The sequence below is a fragment of the Nocardia citri genome (assembly GCF_054065835.1).
Map to the genome: position 1 here is coordinate 40,169 of NZ_JBSUQM010000027.1, position 22,319 is coordinate 62,487.

The 22,319-nt window shown below is 66.1% G+C and carries 20 protein-coding genes and 1 pseudogene; 8 read left to right on the top strand and 13 right to left on the bottom strand.

Translation table 11 applies throughout. From position 1 onward, the window contains the following. Window positions 1-55 precede the first annotated feature (55 nt). From ACW2Q0_RS26500 to ACW2Q0_RS26510, 3 genes are all read left to right on the top strand, one after another. Window positions 56-460 carry a pyridoxamine 5'-phosphate oxidase family protein gene (locus ACW2Q0_RS26500; protein ID WP_457193657.1) on the top strand — a complete coding sequence of 135 codons (405 nt, stop codon included), beginning with the start codon at window positions 56-58 and terminating at the stop codon, window positions 458-460. A gap of 97 nt (window positions 461-557) precedes the next feature. Next, on the top strand, window positions 558-1,490 hold the full coding sequence (locus tag ACW2Q0_RS26505; RefSeq protein WP_457193626.1) for a universal stress protein: 933 nt from the start codon (window positions 558-560) through the stop codon (window positions 1,488-1,490). Window positions 1,491-1,499: 9 nt separating this feature from the next. After that, a complete protein-coding gene (locus ACW2Q0_RS26510; RefSeq protein ID WP_457193627.1) occupies window positions 1,500-1,973 on the top strand; it encodes a DUF2267 domain-containing protein in 474 nt (157 codons plus the stop codon). Between the two features lie 158 nt (window positions 1,974-2,131). Here ACW2Q0_RS26510 and ACW2Q0_RS26515 read toward each other — a convergent pair whose 3' ends face one another. The 5 genes from ACW2Q0_RS26515 to mgtA all read right to left on the bottom strand — a co-directional run bounded on the left by ACW2Q0_RS26515 (window position 2,132) and on the right by mgtA (window position 7,498). After that, a complete protein-coding gene (locus tag ACW2Q0_RS26515) occupies window positions 2,132-2,731 on the bottom strand; it encodes an Rv1733c family protein (RefSeq protein ID WP_457193658.1) in 600 nt (199 codons plus the stop codon). Window positions 2,732-2,736: 5 nt separating this feature from the next. Beyond that, on the bottom strand, window positions 2,737-3,048 hold the full coding sequence (locus ACW2Q0_RS26520; protein ID WP_457193628.1) for a DUF1918 domain-containing protein: 312 nt from the start codon (window positions 3,046-3,048) through the stop codon (window positions 2,737-2,739). Between the two features lie 246 nt (window positions 3,049-3,294). Beyond that, on the bottom strand, window positions 3,295-4,266 hold the full coding sequence (locus tag ACW2Q0_RS26525) for an Acg family FMN-binding oxidoreductase (protein WP_457193629.1): 972 nt from the start codon (window positions 4,264-4,266) through the stop codon (window positions 3,295-3,297). Window positions 4,267-4,298: 32 nt separating this feature from the next. Continuing rightward, the gene (locus ACW2Q0_RS26530) at window positions 4,299-4,577 is read right to left on the bottom strand and encodes an SHOCT domain-containing protein (RefSeq protein WP_457193630.1); all 279 of its coding nucleotides are present in this window, start codon (window positions 4,575-4,577) and stop codon (window positions 4,299-4,301) included. Window positions 4,578-4,780: 203 nt separating this feature from the next. Beyond that, entirely contained in the window at window positions 4,781-7,498 is a 2,718-nt protein-coding gene (gene mgtA / locus ACW2Q0_RS26535) for a magnesium-translocating P-type ATPase (protein ID WP_457193631.1), read from the bottom strand. Between the two features lie 497 nt (window positions 7,499-7,995). Between mgtA and ACW2Q0_RS26540 the strand changes: the two genes are divergently transcribed. The 3 genes from ACW2Q0_RS26540 to ACW2Q0_RS26550 all read left to right on the top strand — a co-directional run bounded on the left by ACW2Q0_RS26540 (window position 7,996) and on the right by ACW2Q0_RS26550 (window position 10,481). After that, window positions 7,996-8,673, top strand: a complete 678-nt coding sequence (locus ACW2Q0_RS26540; RefSeq protein ID WP_457193632.1) for a response regulator transcription factor — start codon at window positions 7,996-7,998, stop codon at window positions 8,671-8,673. Beyond that, entirely contained in the window at window positions 8,670-9,881 is a 1,212-nt protein-coding gene (locus tag ACW2Q0_RS26545) for a sensor histidine kinase (RefSeq protein ID WP_457193633.1), read from the top strand. The genes ACW2Q0_RS26540 and ACW2Q0_RS26545 overlap by 4 nt, the downstream gene beginning before the upstream one ends. 102 nt (window positions 9,882-9,983) lie before the next feature. Then, window positions 9,984-10,481, top strand: a complete 498-nt coding sequence (locus tag ACW2Q0_RS26550) for a hypothetical protein (protein ID WP_457193634.1) — start codon at window positions 9,984-9,986, stop codon at window positions 10,479-10,481. Between the two features lie 27 nt (window positions 10,482-10,508). Here the strand turns inward: ACW2Q0_RS26550 and ACW2Q0_RS26555 are convergent, their stop codons facing one another. The 5 genes and pseudogenes from ACW2Q0_RS26555 to ACW2Q0_RS26575 form a co-directional block, all read right to left on the bottom strand. Then, window positions 10,509-11,075 carry a universal stress protein gene (locus tag ACW2Q0_RS26555; RefSeq protein ID WP_457193635.1) on the bottom strand — a complete coding sequence of 189 codons (567 nt, stop codon included), beginning with the start codon at window positions 11,073-11,075 and terminating at the stop codon, window positions 10,509-10,511. 124 nt (window positions 11,076-11,199) lie between these two features. Next, window positions 11,200-11,382: pseudogene (locus tag ACW2Q0_RS26560) on the bottom strand (universal stress protein); the annotation flags it as partial. Window positions 11,383-11,685: 303 nt separating this feature from the next. Further along, window positions 11,686-13,428, bottom strand: a complete 1,743-nt coding sequence (locus ACW2Q0_RS26565; protein ID WP_457193636.1) for a GAF domain-containing protein — start codon at window positions 13,426-13,428, stop codon at window positions 11,686-11,688. Between the two features lie 67 nt (window positions 13,429-13,495). Continuing rightward, the gene (locus ACW2Q0_RS26570; RefSeq protein WP_457193637.1) at window positions 13,496-14,137 is read right to left on the bottom strand and encodes a response regulator; all 642 of its coding nucleotides are present in this window, start codon (window positions 14,135-14,137) and stop codon (window positions 13,496-13,498) included. A gap of 27 nt (window positions 14,138-14,164) precedes the next feature. Further along, entirely contained in the window at window positions 14,165-15,736 is a 1,572-nt protein-coding gene (locus tag ACW2Q0_RS26575; RefSeq protein ID WP_457193638.1) for a bifunctional aminoglycoside phosphotransferase/ATP-binding protein, read from the bottom strand. A gap of 268 nt (window positions 15,737-16,004) precedes the next feature. On the opposite strand from ACW2Q0_RS26575, the gene ACW2Q0_RS26580 reads away from it, so the two are divergent. Further along, on the top strand, window positions 16,005-16,994 hold the full coding sequence (locus tag ACW2Q0_RS26580) for an Acg family FMN-binding oxidoreductase (RefSeq protein WP_457193639.1): 990 nt from the start codon (window positions 16,005-16,007) through the stop codon (window positions 16,992-16,994). Window positions 16,995-17,062: 68 nt separating this feature from the next. Here the strand turns inward: ACW2Q0_RS26580 and ACW2Q0_RS26585 are convergent, their stop codons facing one another. Next, complete coding sequence (locus ACW2Q0_RS26585; RefSeq protein ID WP_457193640.1) at window positions 17,063-17,941, bottom strand: DUF302 domain-containing protein; 879 nt, start codon at window positions 17,939-17,941, stop codon at window positions 17,063-17,065. Between the two features lie 14 nt (window positions 17,942-17,955). Next, window positions 17,956-18,483 (bottom strand): flavodoxin family protein, encoded by a 528-nt coding sequence (locus tag ACW2Q0_RS26590; RefSeq protein WP_457193641.1) that lies wholly within the window; start codon window positions 18,481-18,483, stop codon window positions 17,956-17,958. A gap of 408 nt (window positions 18,484-18,891) precedes the next feature. Here ACW2Q0_RS26590 and ACW2Q0_RS26595 point away from each other — a divergent pair, with 408 nt between their 5' ends. Continuing rightward, on the top strand, window positions 18,892-19,794 hold the full coding sequence (locus ACW2Q0_RS26595; protein ID WP_457193642.1) for a universal stress protein: 903 nt from the start codon (window positions 18,892-18,894) through the stop codon (window positions 19,792-19,794). Window positions 19,795-19,813: 19 nt separating this feature from the next. On the opposite strand, the gene ACW2Q0_RS26600 is transcribed toward ACW2Q0_RS26595, so the two are convergent. Further along, complete coding sequence (locus tag ACW2Q0_RS26600) at window positions 19,814-22,291, bottom strand: ATP-binding protein (protein ID WP_457193643.1); 2,478 nt, start codon at window positions 22,289-22,291, stop codon at window positions 19,814-19,816. Window positions 22,292-22,319: the final 28 nt, after the last annotated feature.

Consider the following 22,319-nt stretch of genomic DNA (forward strand, 5'->3'; position numbering starts at 1 on the left):
GCCGACCAGAGAGTACTCGAGTGAGTTCGCTGCGCCCGGCTACCCCGGGCACGCCATTGTCGAACTCGATCGCGCGACGGCTTTGGACCTGATAGCGACCGTCCCGATCGGTCGAGTGGTATTCAGCCGCAACGCATTACCAGCGATTCGCCCGGTGAACCATCTGGTCGAGACCGACGGCCGCATCATCGTGCGCACCCGCCTCGCGTCCAAGCTCACCTCGGCCGTGCGCGCCAACTCCGATGTAGTGGTCGCCTACCAGGCCGACGAGATCGACCCACTCCGGCGCACCGGCTGGTCGGTCGTGGTGACCGGACTGGCTCGCCCGGTCACCGATCCCGAGCGTATCGCCCGGTACGAGCAACTGCTGCAACCCTGGGTAGACCGGCTGAGCGATACCGTCATCGAGATCGAGCCCTCGATCGTGTCCGGTATCCGGCTCGTCGACAACGCCGCGTAAGCGTATTCGGATTGCCGCGCGGCGGCGTCCCGGTCGATGGCCGCCCCGGATCCGCCCGTCCTGGTGACCCATTCGTAGTGGAGAGGCTCGAAATCCGATGTCCGACAGCAAGAGTCCGTCGAGCACGACTGATCCGCACCGGATGGCCGCGGCCTTGGTGGTCGTCGGTACCGACGGCACCGAGGGCGCGGACGTCGCGGTGCGCTGGGCCGCCGAAACCGCAGCGCGGCGCGGGCGCGGGCTGCTCATCACCCACGGCCTCGATCTGAGCGCGGCGCCGTGGGCACAACACGGCCGCGGGGTCGCGTTGCCGTCATTGATGGACGAGTTCCGCAATCGCGGTGCGCGACTCGTCGCCGCGGCACGACAGCTCGCGCACGAAATCGCGCCGGAGCTCACCATCACCACCGAGGTGTCCGAGGCGAACCCGGCCGAACTGCTGGTCCGGCAGTCGCGGACCGCACATATGGTCGTGCTCGGTGTCACCCCGGGTATCGGCTCCTTTCGCCATCTCGGTTCGACCCTGCTGGCGGTGGTCGCCCATGGCTCGGGCGCTGTAGCGGTCGTGCGCACCGCGGATCCGGCACAGCTTTCACGGACCGATGGTCCGGTCGTGGTCGGCATCGGTGGCAGCGCGACCGATGAGTCCGTCATCGGCGCGGCCTTCGCCGAAGCGGCCGACCGCGATACCGATCTGGTCGCGGTGCATGTCTGGAGCGACCTCGACTTCGCCGAGTTCGGCGGATACGAGTTCCTCGACATTCCGCAGGAGGACATCGCGACCGCCGAGACGGTGCTGCTGACCGAACGCCTAGCCGGGTGGCAACAGAAGTTCCCGGATGTGCGATTGACCCGCGAGGTCTATCCGTCCGACGTGCGGACGCACCTCATGGAGTGGTCGAAGAAGGCGCAATTGGTCGTGGTCGGCAGTCGAGGCCGCGGCGGATTCCATGGCCTGCTGATCGGTTCCACCAGCAATTCGCTGGTGCAGCACGCGTACTGCCCGATCCTGGTGGTACATCCCGAATAGGTAGTGACGATGCCCGACTCCGTCGACCCCTTCGCCCATGCCGTGCACACGGCGCATGTGTGGCTGCGGCGCATCACCGACGATCTCGCGACCGAGGACCGTGCCTTCGCCTATCGGGTGACCCGCGCCTGGCTGCACACCGTGCGAGACCGGCTCGAAATACCCGCTGCCGCGCATTTGAGCGCGCAGCTGCCCGAATTGCTGCGCGGCATCTTCTTCGAGGGCTGGATACCCACCAAAGTGCCGGTTTCGCACGGTGTCTCGGAGTTCGTCGAGCAGTTCGCCGCGGAAGCCGGGGTAACCGAGGACGAAGCCGCCGGTCTGGCTTGGCTGGTGACCGACGCACTGCGTGACCTGTGCTCACCGGGGCAGTTGGATCGAGTTGCCACGGTATTCCCGGCGGACCTGCGCACTATGCTGTTCGGCGTGAATACCGGTCCGTTCGATGAGGAAATCGACGAAGACACTGTCGACAAGGTGTGAGCGCCACCGCGAAGAGCGTCTGTGGACGGTGTCCGCCGACCGGGGGGTGACGGCACCGGCGCGTGGTGACCAACAGTGCGCGACGGCTGTGTCACCGGCTCGATGCCCCGCGGCGGGCCGAGGTCATCGATCGGCAGCGGGCGGGTGCGTCCCGGTCGTCATGAGTCTTGTCCGACCGGTGGGCTCATTCCACGCCATTCCCGGTCCATGGCCGCGTAGCTGCGGGTGCGCAGTAACTGGCCGGTGCCGTAGCCCAAAAGGATTGCGCCACTCCAGATTACGGCGAGCACCGTGATGCCGATACCGATGCCGCTGGTGGCGGCGTTGACAGGGCGCACCGGCGGGGTGGTCACTTTGCCATCGGCATCGAGCCACATTCGGACCTCATCGCCCGGCGCGGATTTGTGGGGTACCTCGGTAGTCGTCGCACCGGAGCGGCCGTTCTGATCCCAACGCACGGTCGCGTCGAATCGTTCGGTGCTCGACCCGTAGGCGTCGACCGTCACGATCCGTTCCGGCTTTGTCGTGATCGTCGCGGGCACAGCGACTTTCGTCGCGTTCTCGACCCGGATTCGGTTCGCGGCGGCGGTGTAACCCGCGGTACCCGCCGCGCCCGCGACCGGCACCGCGACGAGCATGACAACGATCGCGAACAGCCACACCAGTGCCTCGACTCGGTCCGATACCCGCATCAGCGAACCGGTGCGCCACGGTCGTCGCCGCCACAATCGGGTCGGCATGGACGGGTATTCCGACATTTCGGTCACCTCGTACCTCGTGCCGTGGCGTCCGGCTCCGATAGCGGTTCCGCTGCCGTGTGCGGATGCGATAGCTCATCCCGAAGTGCCGCGAAGCGGGCCGCGGCGCGCTGCTCGCGCTCATGCAGTTGCGCACTGTTCAGCACGTAGGAGTCGGGACCGGGGAAGGTCAGTGCCCGATGCCCGGTATCGGACCAATGCACCAGGTAGGGCGGCGAGCCATCGGGTGAATGCACCTCCTCGATGAGGCCGCGCCGAGTCGGGCCGCGGTTGGCGCCGCCCTCGACGATCAGCCAGTCGCCTGGTTGTGCGTGCATGACCGGACCTCCGAGTAGTTCGAACTGCCGTGTGGGGTGCGTTGGATGTGGACGGGGAATAGCCGGTGACGCCTCGCAGCCCGTGGGCAGGCGGGGAGCACAGCGCCGAAACATCCCGGATGCGCCGAATCCCGGTGCCCCGATATCGAGTCGCGTCGGTCGTCATCATGTGTCAATCGTCATGCCGTCGCGTGGTGCGCCGACAGGACCGAATGACACCGACTGCGCAGCCAGAGGGCCTTTCGGCTACAGTGGGCGCACTACATCATCGAGTGGGCGTCGCGGCGTGAGTGGCACCTGCTCGGCACTCGTCGCGGCCCAGCCGATCCGAACGATCAACTGCGGGAAACCGCTATCGGACAGCACATCCGCGCGCACCAGGTCGCGAGTGTCCGCCAGCTCCATCGGTTCGGTGAGCGGGCAGGTGGCCAACCCGAAGGCGGTGGCGGCCAACAGTATCGCGCTGGTGGCCTCGCCCGCCCGCAACCGGGACAGCGGATCGTCGGCGGTGGTGTGCACCAGCAGCAGCACGCCGCGGTCATCGAGGTCGTGGAGCACCGCCTCGGTCAGGGTGGGACTGTGGAACTCGCGGGTCAGGGGGTCGGCAGCGGTGACGGCGCTGCGGGCGGGCACGCCCTCCGCAGCGCTATGCCGGCCGCTCCACAGCGCCAGTTCGGTTTGGTACGCGGCATCGTCGTGATGCACCCGCGCGGCTTCCTGAAATGCCTGTACCAGCCGGGTCCGGGTGGCACCACCCACGATCTCGTGTACCAGTGCCCCCTCGGCGATACCGGCCTCGACAATATGTTTCGTATGCGTCGGCGGGACCTCCCAAGAGGTGACGCGCCGCCGATCGGTGCGGCGCCGGGTGATGGCTCTGGCCACCGTGATGACGTCGGCGGTGGGTATGGTCTCGGTGAATTCGATCGACGCGAGGTGTTGCGGCTGGGCCGGATTCGGGAACCGATGCACCACCGTGTGCCAGCCGAAAGACCGTGCGGCCACCCGGAAATGATGCAGCGCCGCCCCACAGCTGAGCAGCAGATCTCGCCCATCCGGGTCGGCCAGCGGCAGCTGCCGTGTCTGATCGGTGTACAGGTGCACCGTGCGGTCGCCGATGCGCCATTGCCATGGCTGGGTGTTGTGCACCGACGGTGCGCGTACCGCCAGCGCCAGGGCGGACCGCACGGTATCGGGATCGGGATGCGCTTGGGCCATCGCCTTTTCCTTTCGTCCTCGGATTCGAGGGGTCAACCGTTTGTCGTCTTGCGGGCCACAGTGTGTCCACGCAGGGTTTCCAGTCGGCTCAGGTACTCGTCGCGGTCGATCTCGCCGCGGGCGAAGCGTTCGGCCAGCAACTGTTCGGCGGTGAGAACTTGCGGGGTTGGCGGTCGGCCTTGGTAGGGCTGTGCGACAGATCGGACCAGCAGTATGAAACCCGTGATCAGCAGTCCCCAGAACACCACCATCCCCAGGCCCATCCAGGCGTATCCCCACCCGGTCATATCGTGGTCGTACCAGAACATCATTGCGTGCCATCTCCTCGAGGTGGGTCGGGCGTGACGCCGGGCCCGCTGCAAATCGTCGAATTCAGCATGTACTGCGGACCCGCACCGGTGCAGGGGAGAAACGCCCCGCTTACAGGGCCGATGGTCAATCGTCGATGTGCCCGGCATGACATCGGCTACGAACCGCTCGGTCGTCGTGTTCAGGGTTGCTCTTGTGGGGCGGGTCACCACGGTGCCGAAATACCTATCGGGCGGGACTTCGGTCGAACGCGTGTCCGGTCCGACGTTTGCCTGCGCCCGGTATGCCCTTGTCGCACAAGAGGATTGGTTGTGCTGAAACGTGCCGCCCTGCGCTCGATCCGGTGCCCGCCCGCGCGTGGCCGCTGTTCGCTCACCGACGGCGGAATACGGAAGAACCAGCGCTTACCCAGTTCCGCGAGGCCGAGATAGGCCACCACCATGATTGTCAGGGCCAGGAAGAAGCCCTCCGGCAGCGGACGAAAACCCAGACTGTGGGCCAGTGGTGTGGCGGGTAGGGCAGCGCCTATCCCGACCGCGGTGAGCGCGGCCGTCATGAGAGCCACGCTGGGGTGGCTGCGGAAGAACGGGCTGCGCCGGGTGCGGATTACGAACAACACCAGTGTCTGAGTGGCGAGGGATTCGACGAACCATCCGGTGTGGAACAGGCTTTCGTCGGCATCGAACACCGTCAGCATCACCGCGAAGGTCGCGAAATCGAACAGCGAGCTGATCGGGCCGAAGACCAACATGAACCGGCGGATCAGGCCGATATCCCAGCGGGCCGGGCGGGCCAATTGCTCCGGATCGACGTTGTCGGTGGGGATCGCGAGCTGGCTCGCGTCATAGAGCAGATTGTTGAGCAGGATCTGCGAGGGCAGCATCGGCAGGAAGGGCAAGAATGCGGAAGCGCCGGCGGCGCTGACCATATTGCCGAAGTTGCTGGAGGTCCCCATCAGGACGTATTTCATGGTGTTCGCGAAGATGCGCCGGCCCTGCACGACACCGTCGGCGAGTACTTGCAGATCCTTCTCCAGCAGCACCACGTCAGCGGCGTCCTTGGCGACATCGGTGGCCGAATCCACGGAGATGCCGACGTCGGCTGCGTGCAGGGCGAGAGCGTCGTTGACGCCGTCGCCGAGGAAGGCGACATCGAGTCCGGCGCGGCGTTGCACGCGCACGATCCGCGCTTTCTGTTCGGGGTCGACACGCGCGAAAATGGCTGTCTTCTGGATCTTTTCAGCGAGTTGGCGATCATCGAGCCGATCGAGATCGGCGCCGGTCAGGGCATTTCCCGGCGGTAGGCCGAGCTCATCGCAGACCCGGGCGGCGACGGTCGGGTGGTCACCGGTGATGACTTTGACGGTCACGCCGAGCTCGGCCAACCGTGCCAGTGCCGTGCGGGCGGAGGTCTTGGGCGGATCGAGGAATACCAGGAATCCACGCAGGCGCAGCGCGTTCTCGTCGTCGTGTCGCAGTGAATTCCACCCTGGCGCGGGACGGTCGGCGACCGCCACGATGCGGTGCCCGGCGGCGAGTTCGGTATCGAGGACCGCGTGGACGGTGTTCGGTACGCTCGTACAACGCGACAGCACCGCCTCCGGTGCGCCCTTCGTGATGATCGACCGACGGCCGTCGGAATCTTCGGTCAACACCGAGACCAGGCGCCGTTGATGATCGAAGGGTAGGACCGCGATTCGGTCGTACCGCACGGCGGAATCACGCGGTGCCACAGTCGAATCCCACAGCGCGGTGTCCAGCGGGTCACCGCCGGTGAGTCGGCCGTCCCGCACGACCGCATCCGTGCAGACCAGTCCCAGCAGCATCGCCTCGTCGCAAGCGGAACCATCCGGCCCCATCGACCGCATGAACTCGATGTGTCCCTCGGTCAGCGTTCCGGTTTTATCGGTGAACAGGATCTCGATATCACCGAGGTCCTCGATGCACACCAGCCGCTTGACGAGTACCTTGCCTCGGGCAAGCTGGCGGGATCCGGCGGCGAGACTGGTGGACACGACGGCCGGCAGCAACTGTGGTGAAATGCCCACCGCGATCGCCAGCGAGAACAGCAGCGCGTCCAGCAGTGGCCGCCGCAAGACCACGTTCACCGCGAAGATCCCGATCGTGAGCACGGCCGCGACCCACACCAACAACAGAGAGAACTTGCGCAGGCCGATCTGGAATTCGGTATCCGGCTGACTTTCGCCCAATCCCACAGCGATTCGGCCGAATTCGGTGGCTGCGCCGGTCGCGACGACAACCCCGCGCCCGCGCCCCGAACTCACCACTGTGCCCATCAGCGCACACGAATCCCATTCGGCCAGTGCGCTGTTGGCTGTCACCGGAGCGGTCGATTTCGCTGCGGGCGTCGGCTCGCCCGTCAGCACCGATTCATCACAGTGCAGCTCGGTGACCGAGAGCAGCCGCAGATCGGCCGGAACCAGTTCACCGGCCCGCAATTCGACGATATCGCCGGGTGCCAGCTCGACGATATCGACCGATCGCGGCCGCCCGGCACGCACGACGACTGCGCGATGCCGAATCCGATCGTGCAGACTTTCCGCGGCCTTCTCCGCACGATATTCATTGCCCGCTCCCAAACCGACAGAGGCAGCGAGAATTACCCCGATGATCATCGCGTCGGTGCGCTCACCGACGAAGAAGGACACGACCGCGGTGAGCGCGAGCAACTGCAGCAGCGGTGAACGCAACTGGCGCAACAACACCGGAGCCAGCCTGGCGCGATGGGTGCGCACCGCATTGGGTCCCCATCGGCGCAGACGGCGTGCACTCTCGTCCTCCGTCAGCCCGGTATCGGTGCCCGCCAGCGCCGTCAGCACATCGGAGGCGGGCAGCGCGGCGGCCGTGGCAGCCGACAGTGGTCGCACCGCCCCCGACGGCAGTGTGATGATGCCTGATTCCATACCTCGATCGTCGTCGCAGCGGATGTCCGCGAACCAGGGGCCAATGGCCCCGCACTCGCGGTCCTACGACGGCACCTTCTGGGCGCCGGTTCGATTCGAAGCGGCGGCCAATGGCACCTCCCACGCCTGCCCCGACGAAAGGGTACGTTCGACATCCTCGACGCAAAGGTGGATGGGTGAGGCGATCGAAGATGGCTCGCAGTTCCTCGGCCCAGAGCCCTGACCCCGGCGGTGGCATCTTCGATAACCACCGCGTCGACGGGTTCGACGCCGAGACGGCGGGCCGCTTCGATGAACATGGTGGGATCGGTTTGCCGGCACCGGGAAATTTTCGAGCCACACAGCAGCTACGGTTCGCTGGACCCGATGGCGTGGGCTAGTGCCTTAGGTCCCGGTTGCGGGCGCGCTGGGCCTTGGACAAATGCCCCGGCATGGCGGCTGCCCGGCGTGGGTGATGCGCGCCGCTCGAGCGTTCGCACGAGTGCGAGAATGCGCGGGTGATCGATACCGATCTGCCAAGGGTGCTGATCGTCGAGGACGACCCGCAACTGCTGGCGATGCTGGGTGCGTTGCTCACCGAAGAGGGGTATCGGGTCGATGCCGCCCGTGACGGTCAACAGGGTCTGCATCTCGGTCTCACGCGCGAGTACGACGTGCTGCTGTTCGATCGAGGGCTGCCCGCGATCGATGGGCTGGATCTGCTGACGAGGTTGCGGGTACGCGGCATCGTCACCCCGACATTGATCCTGTCCGCGCTGGCCAATCCGGCGGATCGGGTGGCGGGACTCGACGCCGGCGCCGAAGACTATCTGGGCAAGCCGTTCGATGTGACGGAATTGCTCGCCAGACTGCGGGCGCTGCGGCGCAGGCACCTGGATGCGGCGCGCTCGCTGCCGGTGCCGAAGGGGCGACTCGAACTGGACAGCCGGTGCGTCGTGCTGGCCGGTACCGCGGAGGTGGTCAGGCTCTCCGAACGGGAATGCGATCTGCTTGCCACGCTGGCATCGCGGCCGGGAGTCGTATTCTCGCGCAAACAATTGCTGGCGATCGTGTTCGACGATGCCGAGAGCCCGGTGGTGGTCGATACCTATGTCCACTATCTGCGTCGCAAGCTCGGCCGCACGGCGATCGATACGGTACGCGGCCGCGGATACGAACTAGGGCGCGCTCGGTGAGACGGCGCCGGACCGACTCGGCGGACGCGCGGGTGATCCGGCGGACCATGCTGCGGATCGGACTGCAGTCCGCCGCCGCCGTGCTGGTGACCGTGCTGTTGCTCAGCGTAGCCGTGATCATGGTCGTAGCGCACAGTGCGCGTGCCGACCAGAACAGGTCGCTGGCCGCGGCCATCGCCGAGGCTGACGATGTGGACGACCCACCCGCGGGGACCTGGCTGGTGATTCGGCGAGCAGGCAGCACGCAGGTCAGTCCGGGACTGCCACCGGGTCTGCCCGACGAGGCCGCCATACGGCAGGCCGAACACGACGGTGCACCGCGAAGCGCACAGGTGTCGATCGGTGACCGGCGGTACCGGATCCGCACCGAGCAGCGCGGCGACGCGATGATCCAGGCGGTGTACGACCTGCGGGCGGCTGAGCGCGAGGCGCGGCGACTGCTCACAGCGCTGCTGGTGTGCGGCGCCATCGGAATGCTGCTGGCGGTAATGACCGGTGCCTGGGTCGCGCGCAGAGCGGTGACCCCGCTCATCGCGGCACTCACGTTGCAACGGTGTTTCGTCGCCGACGCGGGCCATGAACTGCGCACCCCGCTGACCCTGTTGAGCACCAGGGCCCAGTTATTGCGGCGGCACCTGCGCGGCCACGCCGCCGAAGCCGAGGTCGACAGCTTGGTGGCCGATGCGGGTCAGCTGGCCGACATCCTCGACGACCTGCTGCTGGCGGCTGATCCCCGACAGGAGCCTCAACGCCGGCCCTTCGATCTGACTGCACTGCTACGGGCGGCGGTGGCCGCCGCCGAACCGGCTGCCGGCCAGCGTGGTGTCCGACTCGAACTGATCGCCGCACCGGCCCGACTGGAAGGCTTCGAAGCCGGGCTGCGGCGAGCCGTGAACGCATTGCTGGACAACGGAATACGACACGCGGATAGCCTGGTGCGGGTGGTGCTCGACAGCGACGGCCGACAGGTGCGGATCGATGTCGCCGACGACGGGCCGGGGATCGATACCGACGTTCTGCCCCTTCTGTTCACCCGTTTCGCGTCCTCGCGGACCACCACGAGTACGAGCGAACGACGGCGTTACGGCCTGGGTCTGTCATTGGTGAGCGAGATCGCCGCCCGGCACGGCGGTTCGGTTTCGGCTCGCAATCGCGACGGTGGCGGCGCGACGCTATCGATGACACTGCCCATCGGCGCGCGGCGCTGAGCTGCCGTCGCCTGACCGTGCGGGTCCCAAAAAGCTCCAAGAATCGGCTCATAGGGTTGATCGCGCCGCACTACCCGCTTGACAGAGGAGATTCGAATCGCTATGGGGCTCAGTACGATCAACGGGCTACCAACCCACATCCTGCTGGTCCACGTTGTCGTCGTGCTGGTACCACTGGCCGCATTGATGCTGGTGGTGTCCGTGCTATGGCCTGCTGCTCGACGCCGATTGGGCCCGATCACGCCTCTGGTGTCATCGGTCGCACTGGTGGCGATTCCGTTGACGACCGATTCCGGCGAATGGCTGGAACACCACACCGCCCGCGACCCGTTGGTACGCATCCATACGCACATGGCGGATGGTCTGCTGCCGTGGTCAGCAGCGACCTTCCTGTTGGCGATCCTCTGGTGGGCCATGCACAGCGAGTGGGTCGGCCGCTGGTCTCGGACCGCCGGGAGCACCTCGGTGACCGCGAACCGCGTTTTCCTGATCGCAATGGTTGTCGTCGCGGTGGCGGTGTCCGCCGGTTCGGTGGTGCAGGTCTACCGAATCGGTGACAGCGGCGCGAAGGCCGCCTGGCATGACCGCATCGGATCATAGGCGGCCGGAGCGGGATCGGCGCGTCGGTCAGTCCCGGGGGCGGGCGATGATCACGGGGCAGTCGGCCGCATGCAGGACGGCCTGGCTGGTGGAACCGAGTGTCATGCCGGCGAAGCCGCCGTTGCCGTGGCTGCCGACCACGATCAGTTGTGCGCGTTCGGCGGTGGCGAGGATGCGCCTTGCGGGGCGGTCCTCGGTGACCACTCGCTGGACGCGGACATCGGGGTACTTCTCGGTGTAGCCCGCCAGACTTTCGGCGAGCAGTTCCTCGGCCTCGTTCGCCATATCTGTGCGGGGGATATAGCGATTGAACTCGGACCAGGCGTGCACCGCGACCAGGGCGGCACGGCGCCGCGACGCCTCATCGAAGGCGATGTCGAGGGCACGGATGCCGCCCGGAGAGCCGTCGACACCGACCACGACCGGGCCGAGCGCCCGCTCGGGCGCCACCGTCTCCGGGACCACCCCGACCGGGCAGTGTGCATGCCGGGCCAGCGAGGTGCTGACCGAACCGAGCAGTCCGCGCCGAAACGCGCCGAGGCCGCGGGTGCCGACGACCAGCAGCCGGGCCTCCTTCGATCGGTCGCACAGCACGGGGGGTCGGCGGTGCCTCGGCAACGAATGTCTCGATATCGATGGGGTGGATCGAATCCGATACGGTGACAGCGGATTTGCGTGCGAGCGCGACCGCGGTGGCGCCGGCTGCACGATAGATGTCGTAGTCGATCTGATTGAAGGCGATGCCAGGTCCGTAGTCGACGGGTGCGCCGATTGCGTAGACGATGTGCAGGGGCGCACCGTGGCGGGCCGCGTCGACGGCAGCCCATCGCACGGCTTCGACGGAATCGGCGGATCCGTCGGCACCGACGAGGACGGGCGGATTAACGGTAGTGGCGGACATGTGATTTCTCGGCTTTCTAGTGCGGAACCAGCTCGGGCGAACGATCACGTCGGCATCGACAACCACTGCGGCCGAGGCGATTCGACGCGGATCGCTGTCGTACGGGTGGTCACGGGCTGCCCTTCGGTGCCACGATCGGGTACCGGTAGGTTAGGAACTCCGCGGGGTCCCGCACGCCGGTCCAATGTCACGAACCCCAGGGCCAAAGGGGCACGAACCGGAGGGCCAAAGGCTGCGGATGCTCGCCGACCGCGAAATGCGAATGTGTATGCCTGCCGTGAAATATGCCTGCCGTGAAATATGTCAGGGCAGCGGCGCCGACCAGCGCAGCACCGTGCCACCACCGGGGCGGTTCTCGATGCTGAATGTGCCGCCCGCTTCCTTCGCCCGCGCCGCCATATTGGCCAATCCGCTGCGCCGCGCGATGTCATCGGGGACGCCAACGCCGTCGTCGATCACCTCGATGCTGACATCGTCACGCACTTTCAACTCGACCGACAGGGCGCTCGCCGACGCATGCCGCACCACATTGCTCACGGCCTCGCGCAATACCGCCTCGACATCGTCGGACAGCGGCGGTGCGAGGACCGTCACCGGCCCGGCCAACCGCACGGTGGTGCGGAGCCCGGAATCGGCGGTCATTTCGACAATGATCCCATGCAGGTGTTTGCGATATTTGGAGGAATCCGCGGCGGTGTTGCTCTGCAGGTCGAAAATCGAATGGCGGATGTCCTGCACGATCGCCTGCACGTCGTCGATCGTCTCCAGCAGCCGAGACCGTACCTCGGGTGCCCGCGACCGCTGCGCGGTGCCCTGCAGGGACAGCCCGACGGCGAACAACCGCTGGATGACGTGATCGTGCAGGCCCCTGGCGATTCGATCGCGGTCGGAGAGCACGTCGAGTTCGCGCATACGCTCCTGGGTATCGGCCAACTGCAAGGCAAGCGCGGCTTGGTCGGCGATGGCGGCCATCATTGTCTGCGCCGCGGCGTCGAGCGGGGGCGCGCCGGCCGGACGCAGGGTGGTGAGCACTCCCATCACCGAACGTCCGGCTCGCAGCGGGAGTATCAGCGCAGGGCCGAATTCAGGGAAATCGCTGAATGGGTTATAAGACAGTTTCTGGACCGACAGAGCCCGCCCTTGGCGAAAAACCTCACCAGAATTCGACGCCCCGACCGGTAGCCGTTGGCCGGTGAGCAGGTCGGCGTCGACGCCCGCGGCTGCGGCCACCACCAACTCTGTCACCTCCTCGGCTGGAATATCGGGATCTTCGGGCCGGGCGATGAAGGTACACACCGATCCGGTCAGATTCAGGGCTCGATGGACGACGAGTGCGAGGACTTCGCTCGATTCACTGGCGACCAGCAGTTCGGTAGCCACATCCCGGGTCGCTTCGAGCCACTGCTGGCGCGCGCGCGACTGCTCGTAGAGACGGGCGTTCTCGATGGCGATACCCGCAGCCGCGGCCAGCGCCTGCACCACTACCTCGTCGTCCTCGGTGAACTCCAGTCCGCCCGCTTTCTCGGTGAGGTAGAGGTTGCCGAACACTTCCTCACGGACCTGGACCGGTACGCCGAGGAAGGTGTGCATCGGCGGATGGTGTTCGGGAAAGCCGACCGAGGAGGGGTGATCCGAAAGATTGGTCAGCCGAATGGGTTTCGGCTGCTCGATGAGCAGCCCCAGCACACCGTGCCCGCGTGGCAGATCGCCGATCAGTACGCGGGTGCGGTCATCGATGCCCTCGTATACGAATTCGGCGAGCTGATTGCTCGTCGGATCGGTCTCCCGGACACCCAGCGCGCCGTATTCCGCGTCGACCAGTTCGATGGCGGTGTGCACGATCGTGCGCAGCGTGTTGTCGAGGTCCAGACCGGCGGTGACGACGAGCATGGCTTCCATCAACCGGTCCATCCGGTCACGCGCATCGACGATCTGCGCGATACGATCCTGGACCTCGATGAGCAGTTCACGCAACCGCAACTGAGATAACGTCTCCGTCACAGGTGGCCGACTGCCGTGCGGCGCTTCGGATGCCTGGCCTTCCATAGCCGACATTCTTTCACGATCGGCCCGCCGCGTCCGGTGAGCATCCAGGGATGGACCAGCCGGCCGCCTACTCTCCCCGCTGGTTCAGTTTCGAGGCCAATACAGCTGCCTGCGTGCGACGTTCGACACCGAGTTTGGTCAACAGCCGCGAAACGTAGTTTTTGACGGTCTTCTCGGCCAGGAACATTCGGTTCGCGATCTGCCGATTCGTCAGCCCCTCACCGAGCAGGGACAACAGGGTGCGCTCCTGTTCGGTGAGGTTCGCCAGCGGCCCGGTCTTCGCCTCCGCCTCCGCGCGCAGTTTGGCCATGAGCGCGGCAGCGGCCCGATTGTCGAGCAGGGATTTACCCGCACCGACCTCGCGGATCGCATCGATCAGCTCCAAGCTCTTGATGTCCTTGACAACGTAGCCGCTGGCACCGGCCAGGATGGCGTTGAGCATGGCCTGCTCGTCGGTGAACGAGGTCAGGATCAGGCAGCGCAGCTCCGGATTGGCGGACAGCAGTTCACGGCACAGTTCGATGCCATTGCCATCCGGCAGGCGGACGTCGAGGACGGCGACATCGGGACGCAGCGCGGGAATCCGGGCGAGCGCCTGCGAGAACGTACCCGCCTCACCGACCACCTCGAGGTCGGTTTCCAGGGCGATGAGGTCGCCGACTCCGCGGCGGACGATTTCGTGATCGTCGACCAAGAACACCTTGATCATGTACTACGCCTCTCCCTGAAACCGAATTCACTCAGCGTACGTAGCGGTCCGCTTCGATGGATCGGCATTGGACCCCACTTTGGTGCCCAAAGTCTCTTGATCGGTCCGATTCGGCTGCTGCGTGGTCGTCGGTCCACATTCTGCGCCGATTCGCCAGGCTCGGCATCCCGCGTCCAGCGTGTCGGCCAGGGATCGGCCGGTGTCGAGGGCGACGGCGTCCGGCCAGGGCGCATCGGCACTGGACATGGCGGTGGCGATGGCCGGTGTCGCATCCGAATCCCCGGCCGGGCGCTGCCGGATGCGATCGTTCGCCAGCGATTGCGAGCAGTGGCATCGCAGTTGGACCAGCTCGGCACTCGTCTCATCGGCGAGTAGGGCGGCGCGTCGTCGCTCGTCCGGGTCGATCCAGCTCGCATCGAGGATCACCGAGACACCCGATTCGAGCAGTGCTCGGGCACGGCAGCGCAATTCTGTATAGACGCGGGCCTTGTCGGCAGGGGAGTACATTCCGACGCCGTATCCGCCGACGGTACCGGTCACCTGGCCGACCGCCGACAATTCCCTGCGCACCCCGTCGGTGCCGAGCACTACTGCACCGGTGGCCGACGAAAGGTGTTCGGCGACTGTGGATTTCCCGGTGCCTGGTAATCCGCCCACAAGCGTGAGGCGGACCGCGGCCCGATCCAGATGGTGCGCCGCGATCCCCAGGTGGTGCCGGGTATGGTCGCGGGCCGCCGTATCGCCCTGCCCGAGGCGGATGACGTTCACCTTGGCCCGGACAAGCGCACGGTAGGCGATGTAGTGGTCGCGCAGGGACGCGGGCGCCGAATCTCCGGTCACGCGTTGGTATTCGTCGAGCAGGCTGGTGCCCAGCTCATCGTGGCCGAGGAATTCGAGATCCATCGCTAGGAAGGCGATATCGTCCAGGCAATCGACGTGGCGCAGCCGATCGTCGAAGTCGAGGCAGTCGAGCACCCGGAAGCCATCGGGTAGATCGAAGATGTCCTGAGCTTGTAGGTCGCCATGTCCGTCCACGATGCGGGCCTCGGCGATCCGGCGAGCGAGCAGCGATCTTCGACCCTCCAGATAGCGCATCGCACGCTCCTCGATCCGCGCGAGCAGTTCCGGAGCCACGAGATCGGCGGGTTGGGCCCGTAGGGTGCGCAGCAGCGCCTGCCATCGGTCACGCAGCGCCTCCGGGGTTCCGGCGCGGTCGATCTCCGGCCCGCGACGGGCCGTGTGGTGGAACTGTGCCAGCACTCGGACCAGCGCTGGGATTTCCGAGCCGCCGGCCGCCGGGTCGGCCAGGAGGTGGTTGAGCCTGCGGTCGTCAGGCATTCGCCGCATGACGAGCACCGGTTCGCTCGGGCCGCCGGTGGGGTCGCTCAGGTGAGCGATGCCGAGATACACGTCCGGGGCCATGCGGCGATTGAGCTCGAGTTCGCGGGCGCACGCCCGTTCGCGCAGTTCCGGCGTGCTGAAGTCGAGGAAGTCGGTAGCGATCGGCTTCTTCCATTTGTACGCGCGGTCCCCGCACAGCACCACGACGCCGGTATGGGTTTCGCGCAGATCGGCGGGCGAGCTGTATGAGGCGATCACGACGCGCGCCATTGCGGCGGGGTGGTCACGACCATGCCACGGATGTCGGACATGACGGCTGGATCCTCTCGAGTGGGTGCAGTTACCAGATTTGCGCACCGACCGGGTGCGCGGTGATGGTCGAAGGTCCTGATCCGCAGGGTCCTCTGGTTCGAGTCCAGCGAACAGCCGACAGGCATCCGAAGTCCCGGCGAATGAGGCCGTCGTGCTCTTATCGGTGGCGTCCCGTCGGTGGGACCGTTGGTCGAAATCGACCAAGGAAGGCGAGATGGACCGCGGATTGCCCGATGACAGCACCGTCAAGACAGCACTGGCGCTCGCAGTGCGGGCGCCGTCGGTACACAATGTTCAGCCGTGGCGGTGGCGGATCGGCGGCCGTTCCATCCATCTGTACCTCGATCCCGCGCGCACACTTACCGTGACCGATCCGGATCAGCGTGATTTGGTGCTGAGTTGTGGTGCGGCACTGCATCATCTGCGCATCGCATTCGCGGCGCTCGGCTGGTCGGCGGTGGTGCGTCGACTGCCGAATCCCGCGGATCCGAACCACTTGGCCGCGGTCGAGTTGGTGCGGCATCGGCCGACACCACTGGATGTCGCACTGAGCGCGGCGATTTCGATACGCCAGACCGACCGCAGGCACTACTCCTCGTGGCCGATCCCGCATGGATATCTCGGGCTGGTGACCGAACGCGCCGCGGCACTGGGTGCAATCGTGACACACGCCAGTGACCGCCGCCGCGACGTGCTGGTCGAGACAACGCGGATCGCCGCTGCCCGGCACGCTGGAGACCCGGAATACCGCTTCGAATTGGCGAATTGGTCCGGCAAACACAGTTCGGACGACGGGGTGCCCGCCAGGAACGCTCCTCCCGTGCGGCCGCATGACGAACCGTCGGCGCGTGAGTTCGCGGCGCCCGGATTGGCCGACAGTGCGCACCAACCCGATTACGCCGAACTGCTGGTGATCAGCACTTCGGCCGACGATCGGCTGTCGCGGTTGCGCGCGGGCGAGGCGATGAGCGCCGTGCTGCTGACCGCCACGAATATCGGTCTGGCGACCTGCCTGCTCACCGAGCCGCTCGAGATCGCGGACCTGCGCCGCCGGGTGCGCGTCGAGGTACTCGACGATGTCGCCCAACCGCAGGCAATCCTGCGGATCGGCTGGCTGCCGACCGGTGCGCTGCCGTTGCCGGTGACGCCGCGACGGTCGGTGGATGATGTGCTCGATCCGTTCGAGTCGGCTGCTGCCAGCTGATTCTCGGCCACCGAGCTCATTCGTGCCACCGCGCTGATTCGTGTCGGCGCTGCTGAGCCGGTGCGGCGCTATCTCTGCGTTGCGCTCTGCCGCGCGACCGCCGCCAAGGCGGCAGCCAATCCGGCGCGGGCTTGCTGCGCGATCGGTTGCAATCCGGGCTGTCGGGCATGGGCGATGAGGATGTCCGGATCGACGGCTTCGACGACGGTGGCATCGTTGTCGGTGCGCACCACCACATTGCAGGGTAGCAGGAGGCCGAGTTGTCGGTCGACGCCGAGCGCCTGGTGCGCGAGCTTCGGATTGCAGGCGCCGAGGATCAGGTAGTCCTCCATGTCGACGTCGAGTTTCGCACGGAGGGTGGCGCGCACGTCGATTTCGGTCAGGACGCCGAAACCCTGGTCGGCCAAGGCCGCGCGTACCGCGGCGACGGTATCGGCGAACGGGGTCGGTACCCGCACGAGGAGTTCGGCGGATGCGACCGGAATGCGGATCTCGGTGACCAGGTCGCGTGCATCGACGACCTCGTCGGGAGCGACCAGATACACCTCGGTGGGCGGTCCCACGGGTTGCCACGACGAGGTGCGCAACCAATTCTCCAACGCTCGGTACGCATCGCCGATGTGCTGATAGTCGCCGCGATGTGTGGTGCGGGCGTAGCGGCAGGGCTCGGTTCGACGCACCGTCGCCTGGTCGCCATTGTCGTCGCTGGGGCCGATGGATACCGGTAGACCGAAGTCGACCTCGGTCGAGGTATCCGCGCGGAAGTCGCCGCGGTAGGTGGTCGACGGCGGACCTACCGGTGCGAGGCCGCTGGTGGCCGCCAGTTCGTACAGTGCCCGCATCCCGGCGTCGATATCGTCGCCCGCATGGTCGGCGCGGATAGCGCGCCGCAGTTCGAGAATGGTCTGCGGGCGGGTTTCATCGATCAGGATGCGGTAGGGCATCATCGTATCCTCCGGTCTCAGACCCGATGGGTGACGCGATCGTGTTCGGACTGCGCCAAGCGCTCGGCCCAGGCTCGTGCGCGTGCCAGCTCACCGTGGGCGAGCGGGCCCCGCATGCCCTCGACGAGAAAGTCGACCGGATCGTCGGCGAGCTCATAACCCAAGCGCCGCAAGCGTTTTCCAGCACCGCGTGCGGCCGAGCCCGGCAACCATCCGGGTTTGGCGGCTTTCGTGCCGAAGGCCGCGGCCCGAGCACCTCCGGGCACCGGCAGCGCCGCGTCCAGCCATTCGCGGATTCCGATATCGACCGCGATCGGCGCGTCGGTCTGCTCGGCGGCATCGCGGCGGGTTCGCGTGCGGCTCAGCCCGAATGCGTGGGTGGGGCCGCCGACGACCAGCAGATCGATCGCCGGCTCCGGCATCTCTGCGGCGGCGGCGACGCTGAGCACCTCCACATCGGCGTGTGCGCGCAATCCGTCCGCGATCGCCCTGGCAATGGCGGCGGTATTGCCGAACATCGATTCGTATACGACCCGTGCCCGCATCTCGATCTCCTAATATGCGTGACCTGCGGAAATGAATTCGACGCTACGTCAGGGCCGCGGCGATGCACAGAGCCGAACCGATGCTTCCCGAGGGACCTTCGGCCGTAGGCGATCACCCGCGAACAGGTGGGGTGCCGCGGCGCCTCCGGCCTTTCCACGAAAGTCGGTGAGCGATATCTGTATCCGACATTGCCGAGAGCGGTCGCGGCATGGCAGCAGAACCGGGAGAGGGGCCACTCGACCTATCCGGGAGATGACCTTCTTCTCTGCTCGTACCGCTGTCGAAGCGCGATGCTTATCGATATCGGGCCTTCGGAACAGGTGAGGCGGCACCCCGATGACCGGATTCGACGGGGCGGTCGTTGCTTTATCGGACAGGACCGGGCATCTATCTCGAAGGGTATGTACATGGCAGGCGAAAGCGCTTCGCACGCAAAGCAATCCGATGCGCCGATTCTCGTGGCCGTCGATGGCTCGGCGAATTCGTACCAGGCGGTCGCGTGGGCCGCTGCCGAGGCCGCGTCGCGTCATCGCAGGCTACATATTCTCACCTCGGTGGGAATCCAGACGGGTTACGGACCCGGCGCCCTGCTGACGGAATCCGACACCGAGTGGCTGCGTCGCGACGGCGAGCGTACCCTGGCCGAGGCCGCCCATCTCGCACAGACCGCCGCACCCGGCGACAATGTCGCCATTACCACCGAGGTGACCTTCGACCTTGTCGTTCCGACGCTGATCGAGCGCTCCGCGCACGCACATATGCTGGTGGTCGGCAGCCGGGGCCGCGGTGCGCTCCAGCGCGGATTGCTCGGCTCGGTGAGCACCGCGACCACCCATCACGCCCACTGCCCGGTCGCGGTGATCCGCGGGATCGCGGCGATCGACGCGATATCCGCGACCCGACCGGTGCTGGTCGGGGTCGATGGCACCGAGAACAGTGCGCCCGCTATCGAATTCGCTTTCGAGGAGGCATCGCTGCGCAACGTGGACCTGATCGCCCTGCACGCGTGGAGCGACACCAGCGCGATCGACCTGCCCCTGGTCAACTGGGAAAGCGCACGCGCTTCGGCGGAGGCGGTGCTGGCCGAAAGCCTGGCAGGCTGGGCCGACTGCTATCCCGATGTGAAGGTGCATCGAATCGTGGTGGCCGACAGATCGGTTCGCTCGCTACTCGACGCATCGGCGGACGCGCAACTGGTCGTCGTCGGCTGCCGTGGCCGTGGCGGATTCGCCAGTATGGTCCTCGGTTCCACCAGCAGCGGACTCCTGCATACGGTGGAGGTGCCGATGGTCGTGGTGCGTTCGACCTGATCTCGCGCACTCGGCCGCCTCACGCGGTGACCTCCCCGCGATCCGCGGTGTCGCGCGGTGGTGCCGTCACCGTCCAGGTCCACACGTGCTGGTTCGGTGCGGGCGATCTGGTGGTCAACGCTACCGAACGGGTGGGCAGTTTCGCCCCGAGCACAGCGAGCTCGTCGGTGAGGGACTCGGAAGCCACTGGTGCGCTTGCCGTTTCGCATACGCGGATGCGCAGGTCGCGATCCGCGATGACCGTGACCTCGATTTCCTGGACGAGTTCGCATGCGATGATCGCGGTCAGAATCGCACTGAGGGCTGCCAAGCTGACATCGACGACTGCCTCGTCGACCCGGTCGGTGGGACCGTCGAAGGTGACCTCGGATACCGCCCCCAACTCGTCTGCCGCATCGCCGACCAAATCTTGCACCAACACTTGGAAACTGTCCGGCGTGCCGGTTTCGGTTTCGAGTCCGTGGACGGTCGCGCGGATCTGAGCCATCACGGCATCGAGTTCGGCGATGGTTCCGTCGATGCGGGACGCCACCGTGGCCACACGCGCGAGCGGACGAATCGCTCCCAGCTTCATACTGATATCGAACAGCCGGTGCAGCACCGTCTTGTGCAGTTCGCGAGCGATACGCTCGCGTTCGTCGATCAACCGCACGGCCCGCTCCTGGTCTTCGGCTTGTCGTAACCGAACCAGATTGTCGACGCGCGCACGGAGTTCAGCGACATCGAATGGCTTCTGCAGGTAGTCATTGGCTCCGGCGTGCACCAATTCCAGTCGCGATTGGTCATCGGCGCGGGCGGTGACGATGAGAATCGGCGTATTCGCCAGCTCAGGGTCGGTTCGCACTCGACCCACCACCTCATCTCCGCTCATCCGCGGCATCATGACATCACACACGATCAGCTGCGGTTTACTGGACTTCGCCAGTTCCAGCCCGGATTCTCCATCGAAGGCCGAGGCCACTTCGTAACTGTCCGAAAGTGATTCGCGCACGAGCGTGTTCAGATCGGGATTGTCCTCGATCACCAGGATCGAGGGCCGCTGGTCGGTGCTCACGGGCGGTCGGCTCACCGCGGTTACGGCCGTATCGCCAACCGGTGTGGCGACCGCCGCGAGCACATTCGCCGCAGTGCCCGCTGTGTTCATCGGCGCCCCGGTCCCGAGCACGGGTATACCTGCCGGGGCGGCGCGCGGTATCTCGACAACGACGAGTGCGCCGCGCTCCGGGGCGTCGGCAATCGTGACCGAACCTCGGTGCAGCCGGGCCAGGTCCCGGACAATAGTCAGCCCCAGCCCGGTGCCGCCCACCGACCGGATCGCACTACCGTCGACCTGACGGAACCGTTCGAATACCGCCTCCCGCTGAGCAACCGGAATGCCGGGTCCGCTGTCGGCGACCTCGACGACGATAACCTCGTCGCAGTCACGAATCGTGCACCGGACGCTGCCGCCGACCGGGGTGAACTTGAAGGCATTCGACAGCAGATTGACCAGAATCCGTTGCACATGCTCCGGATCCACGTCGGCCCACACCGGGTGGTCCGCCGTCTCGACCCGGAACTCGGTGCCCCGGTCCAGGGCGATCGTTTCGAAGAATGCCGCGGTAAGGCGCACCAGATCGGCCACATCGACACGCGCATATTCCGGCCGCATCGCTCCCGCCTCGAGCTGTGCGGTATCGAGTAAGTCGTTGACGTGGCCGAGGAGCACCTGCGCGTTGCGCGTGATCACCTCGAGGTCTTTACGTGACGGGTCATCGGGTGCGGCAAGCGCGAGCAACTTTCGCGCCGGTGCCAGGATGAGCATCAGCGGTGTGCGCAACTCGTGGCTGACATTGGCGAAGAACTGGCTCTTGAGATCGTCGAGTTCCTTTGCTTGCGCGTACAAACGTTCGAGTTCGGCATTGGCCTCCTTGAGCTGGCGACTCGTCTCGGCCACCTCGCGGGCCCTGGCGAATACCTCCTGTTCCATTTGCCGCGCCGACGCGCGCAGCGCGGAGGTTTCCGCCTGCTGCGCGGCGTCCACCGCTTGCAACCGCATGAATCCCGTCACGTCTTCGACCCGATGGATGATGTATCGCAGCCGACCGTCTTCATCGAGCACCGGGGAGTTGACGGGACTCCAGAACCGCTGCTCGAATGAACCATCCGGGCGGCGGATATCGTAGCGTTGCACGTGCATGGCATCGGCGGTGCGATCGCGCAGGACCCGTTCGAGGGATACGCGCAGATTGCGGACGCCCTCAGCGTTCGGATCGTTCGGATTGTCGGGAAAGACATCGAAGATTTCTCGACCGACGATATCCAGCCGTTCGGTCAGCGTGGCCTGCATATATGCGTCGGTCACCGCGACAATGCGCAAAGAGGGATCGAGCACCAGATAAAGACCCGGTGCCGCCTCCAAGAGGGCACGATAGTCGACAACCTCCACAGCGGCATTACCCCGATTCACGACGGAAACGACGTACTTGGTACCGATGCGCCGTTGCAACCTGCTCACTCAAAATAACCCGCGCGAAAGACCTACA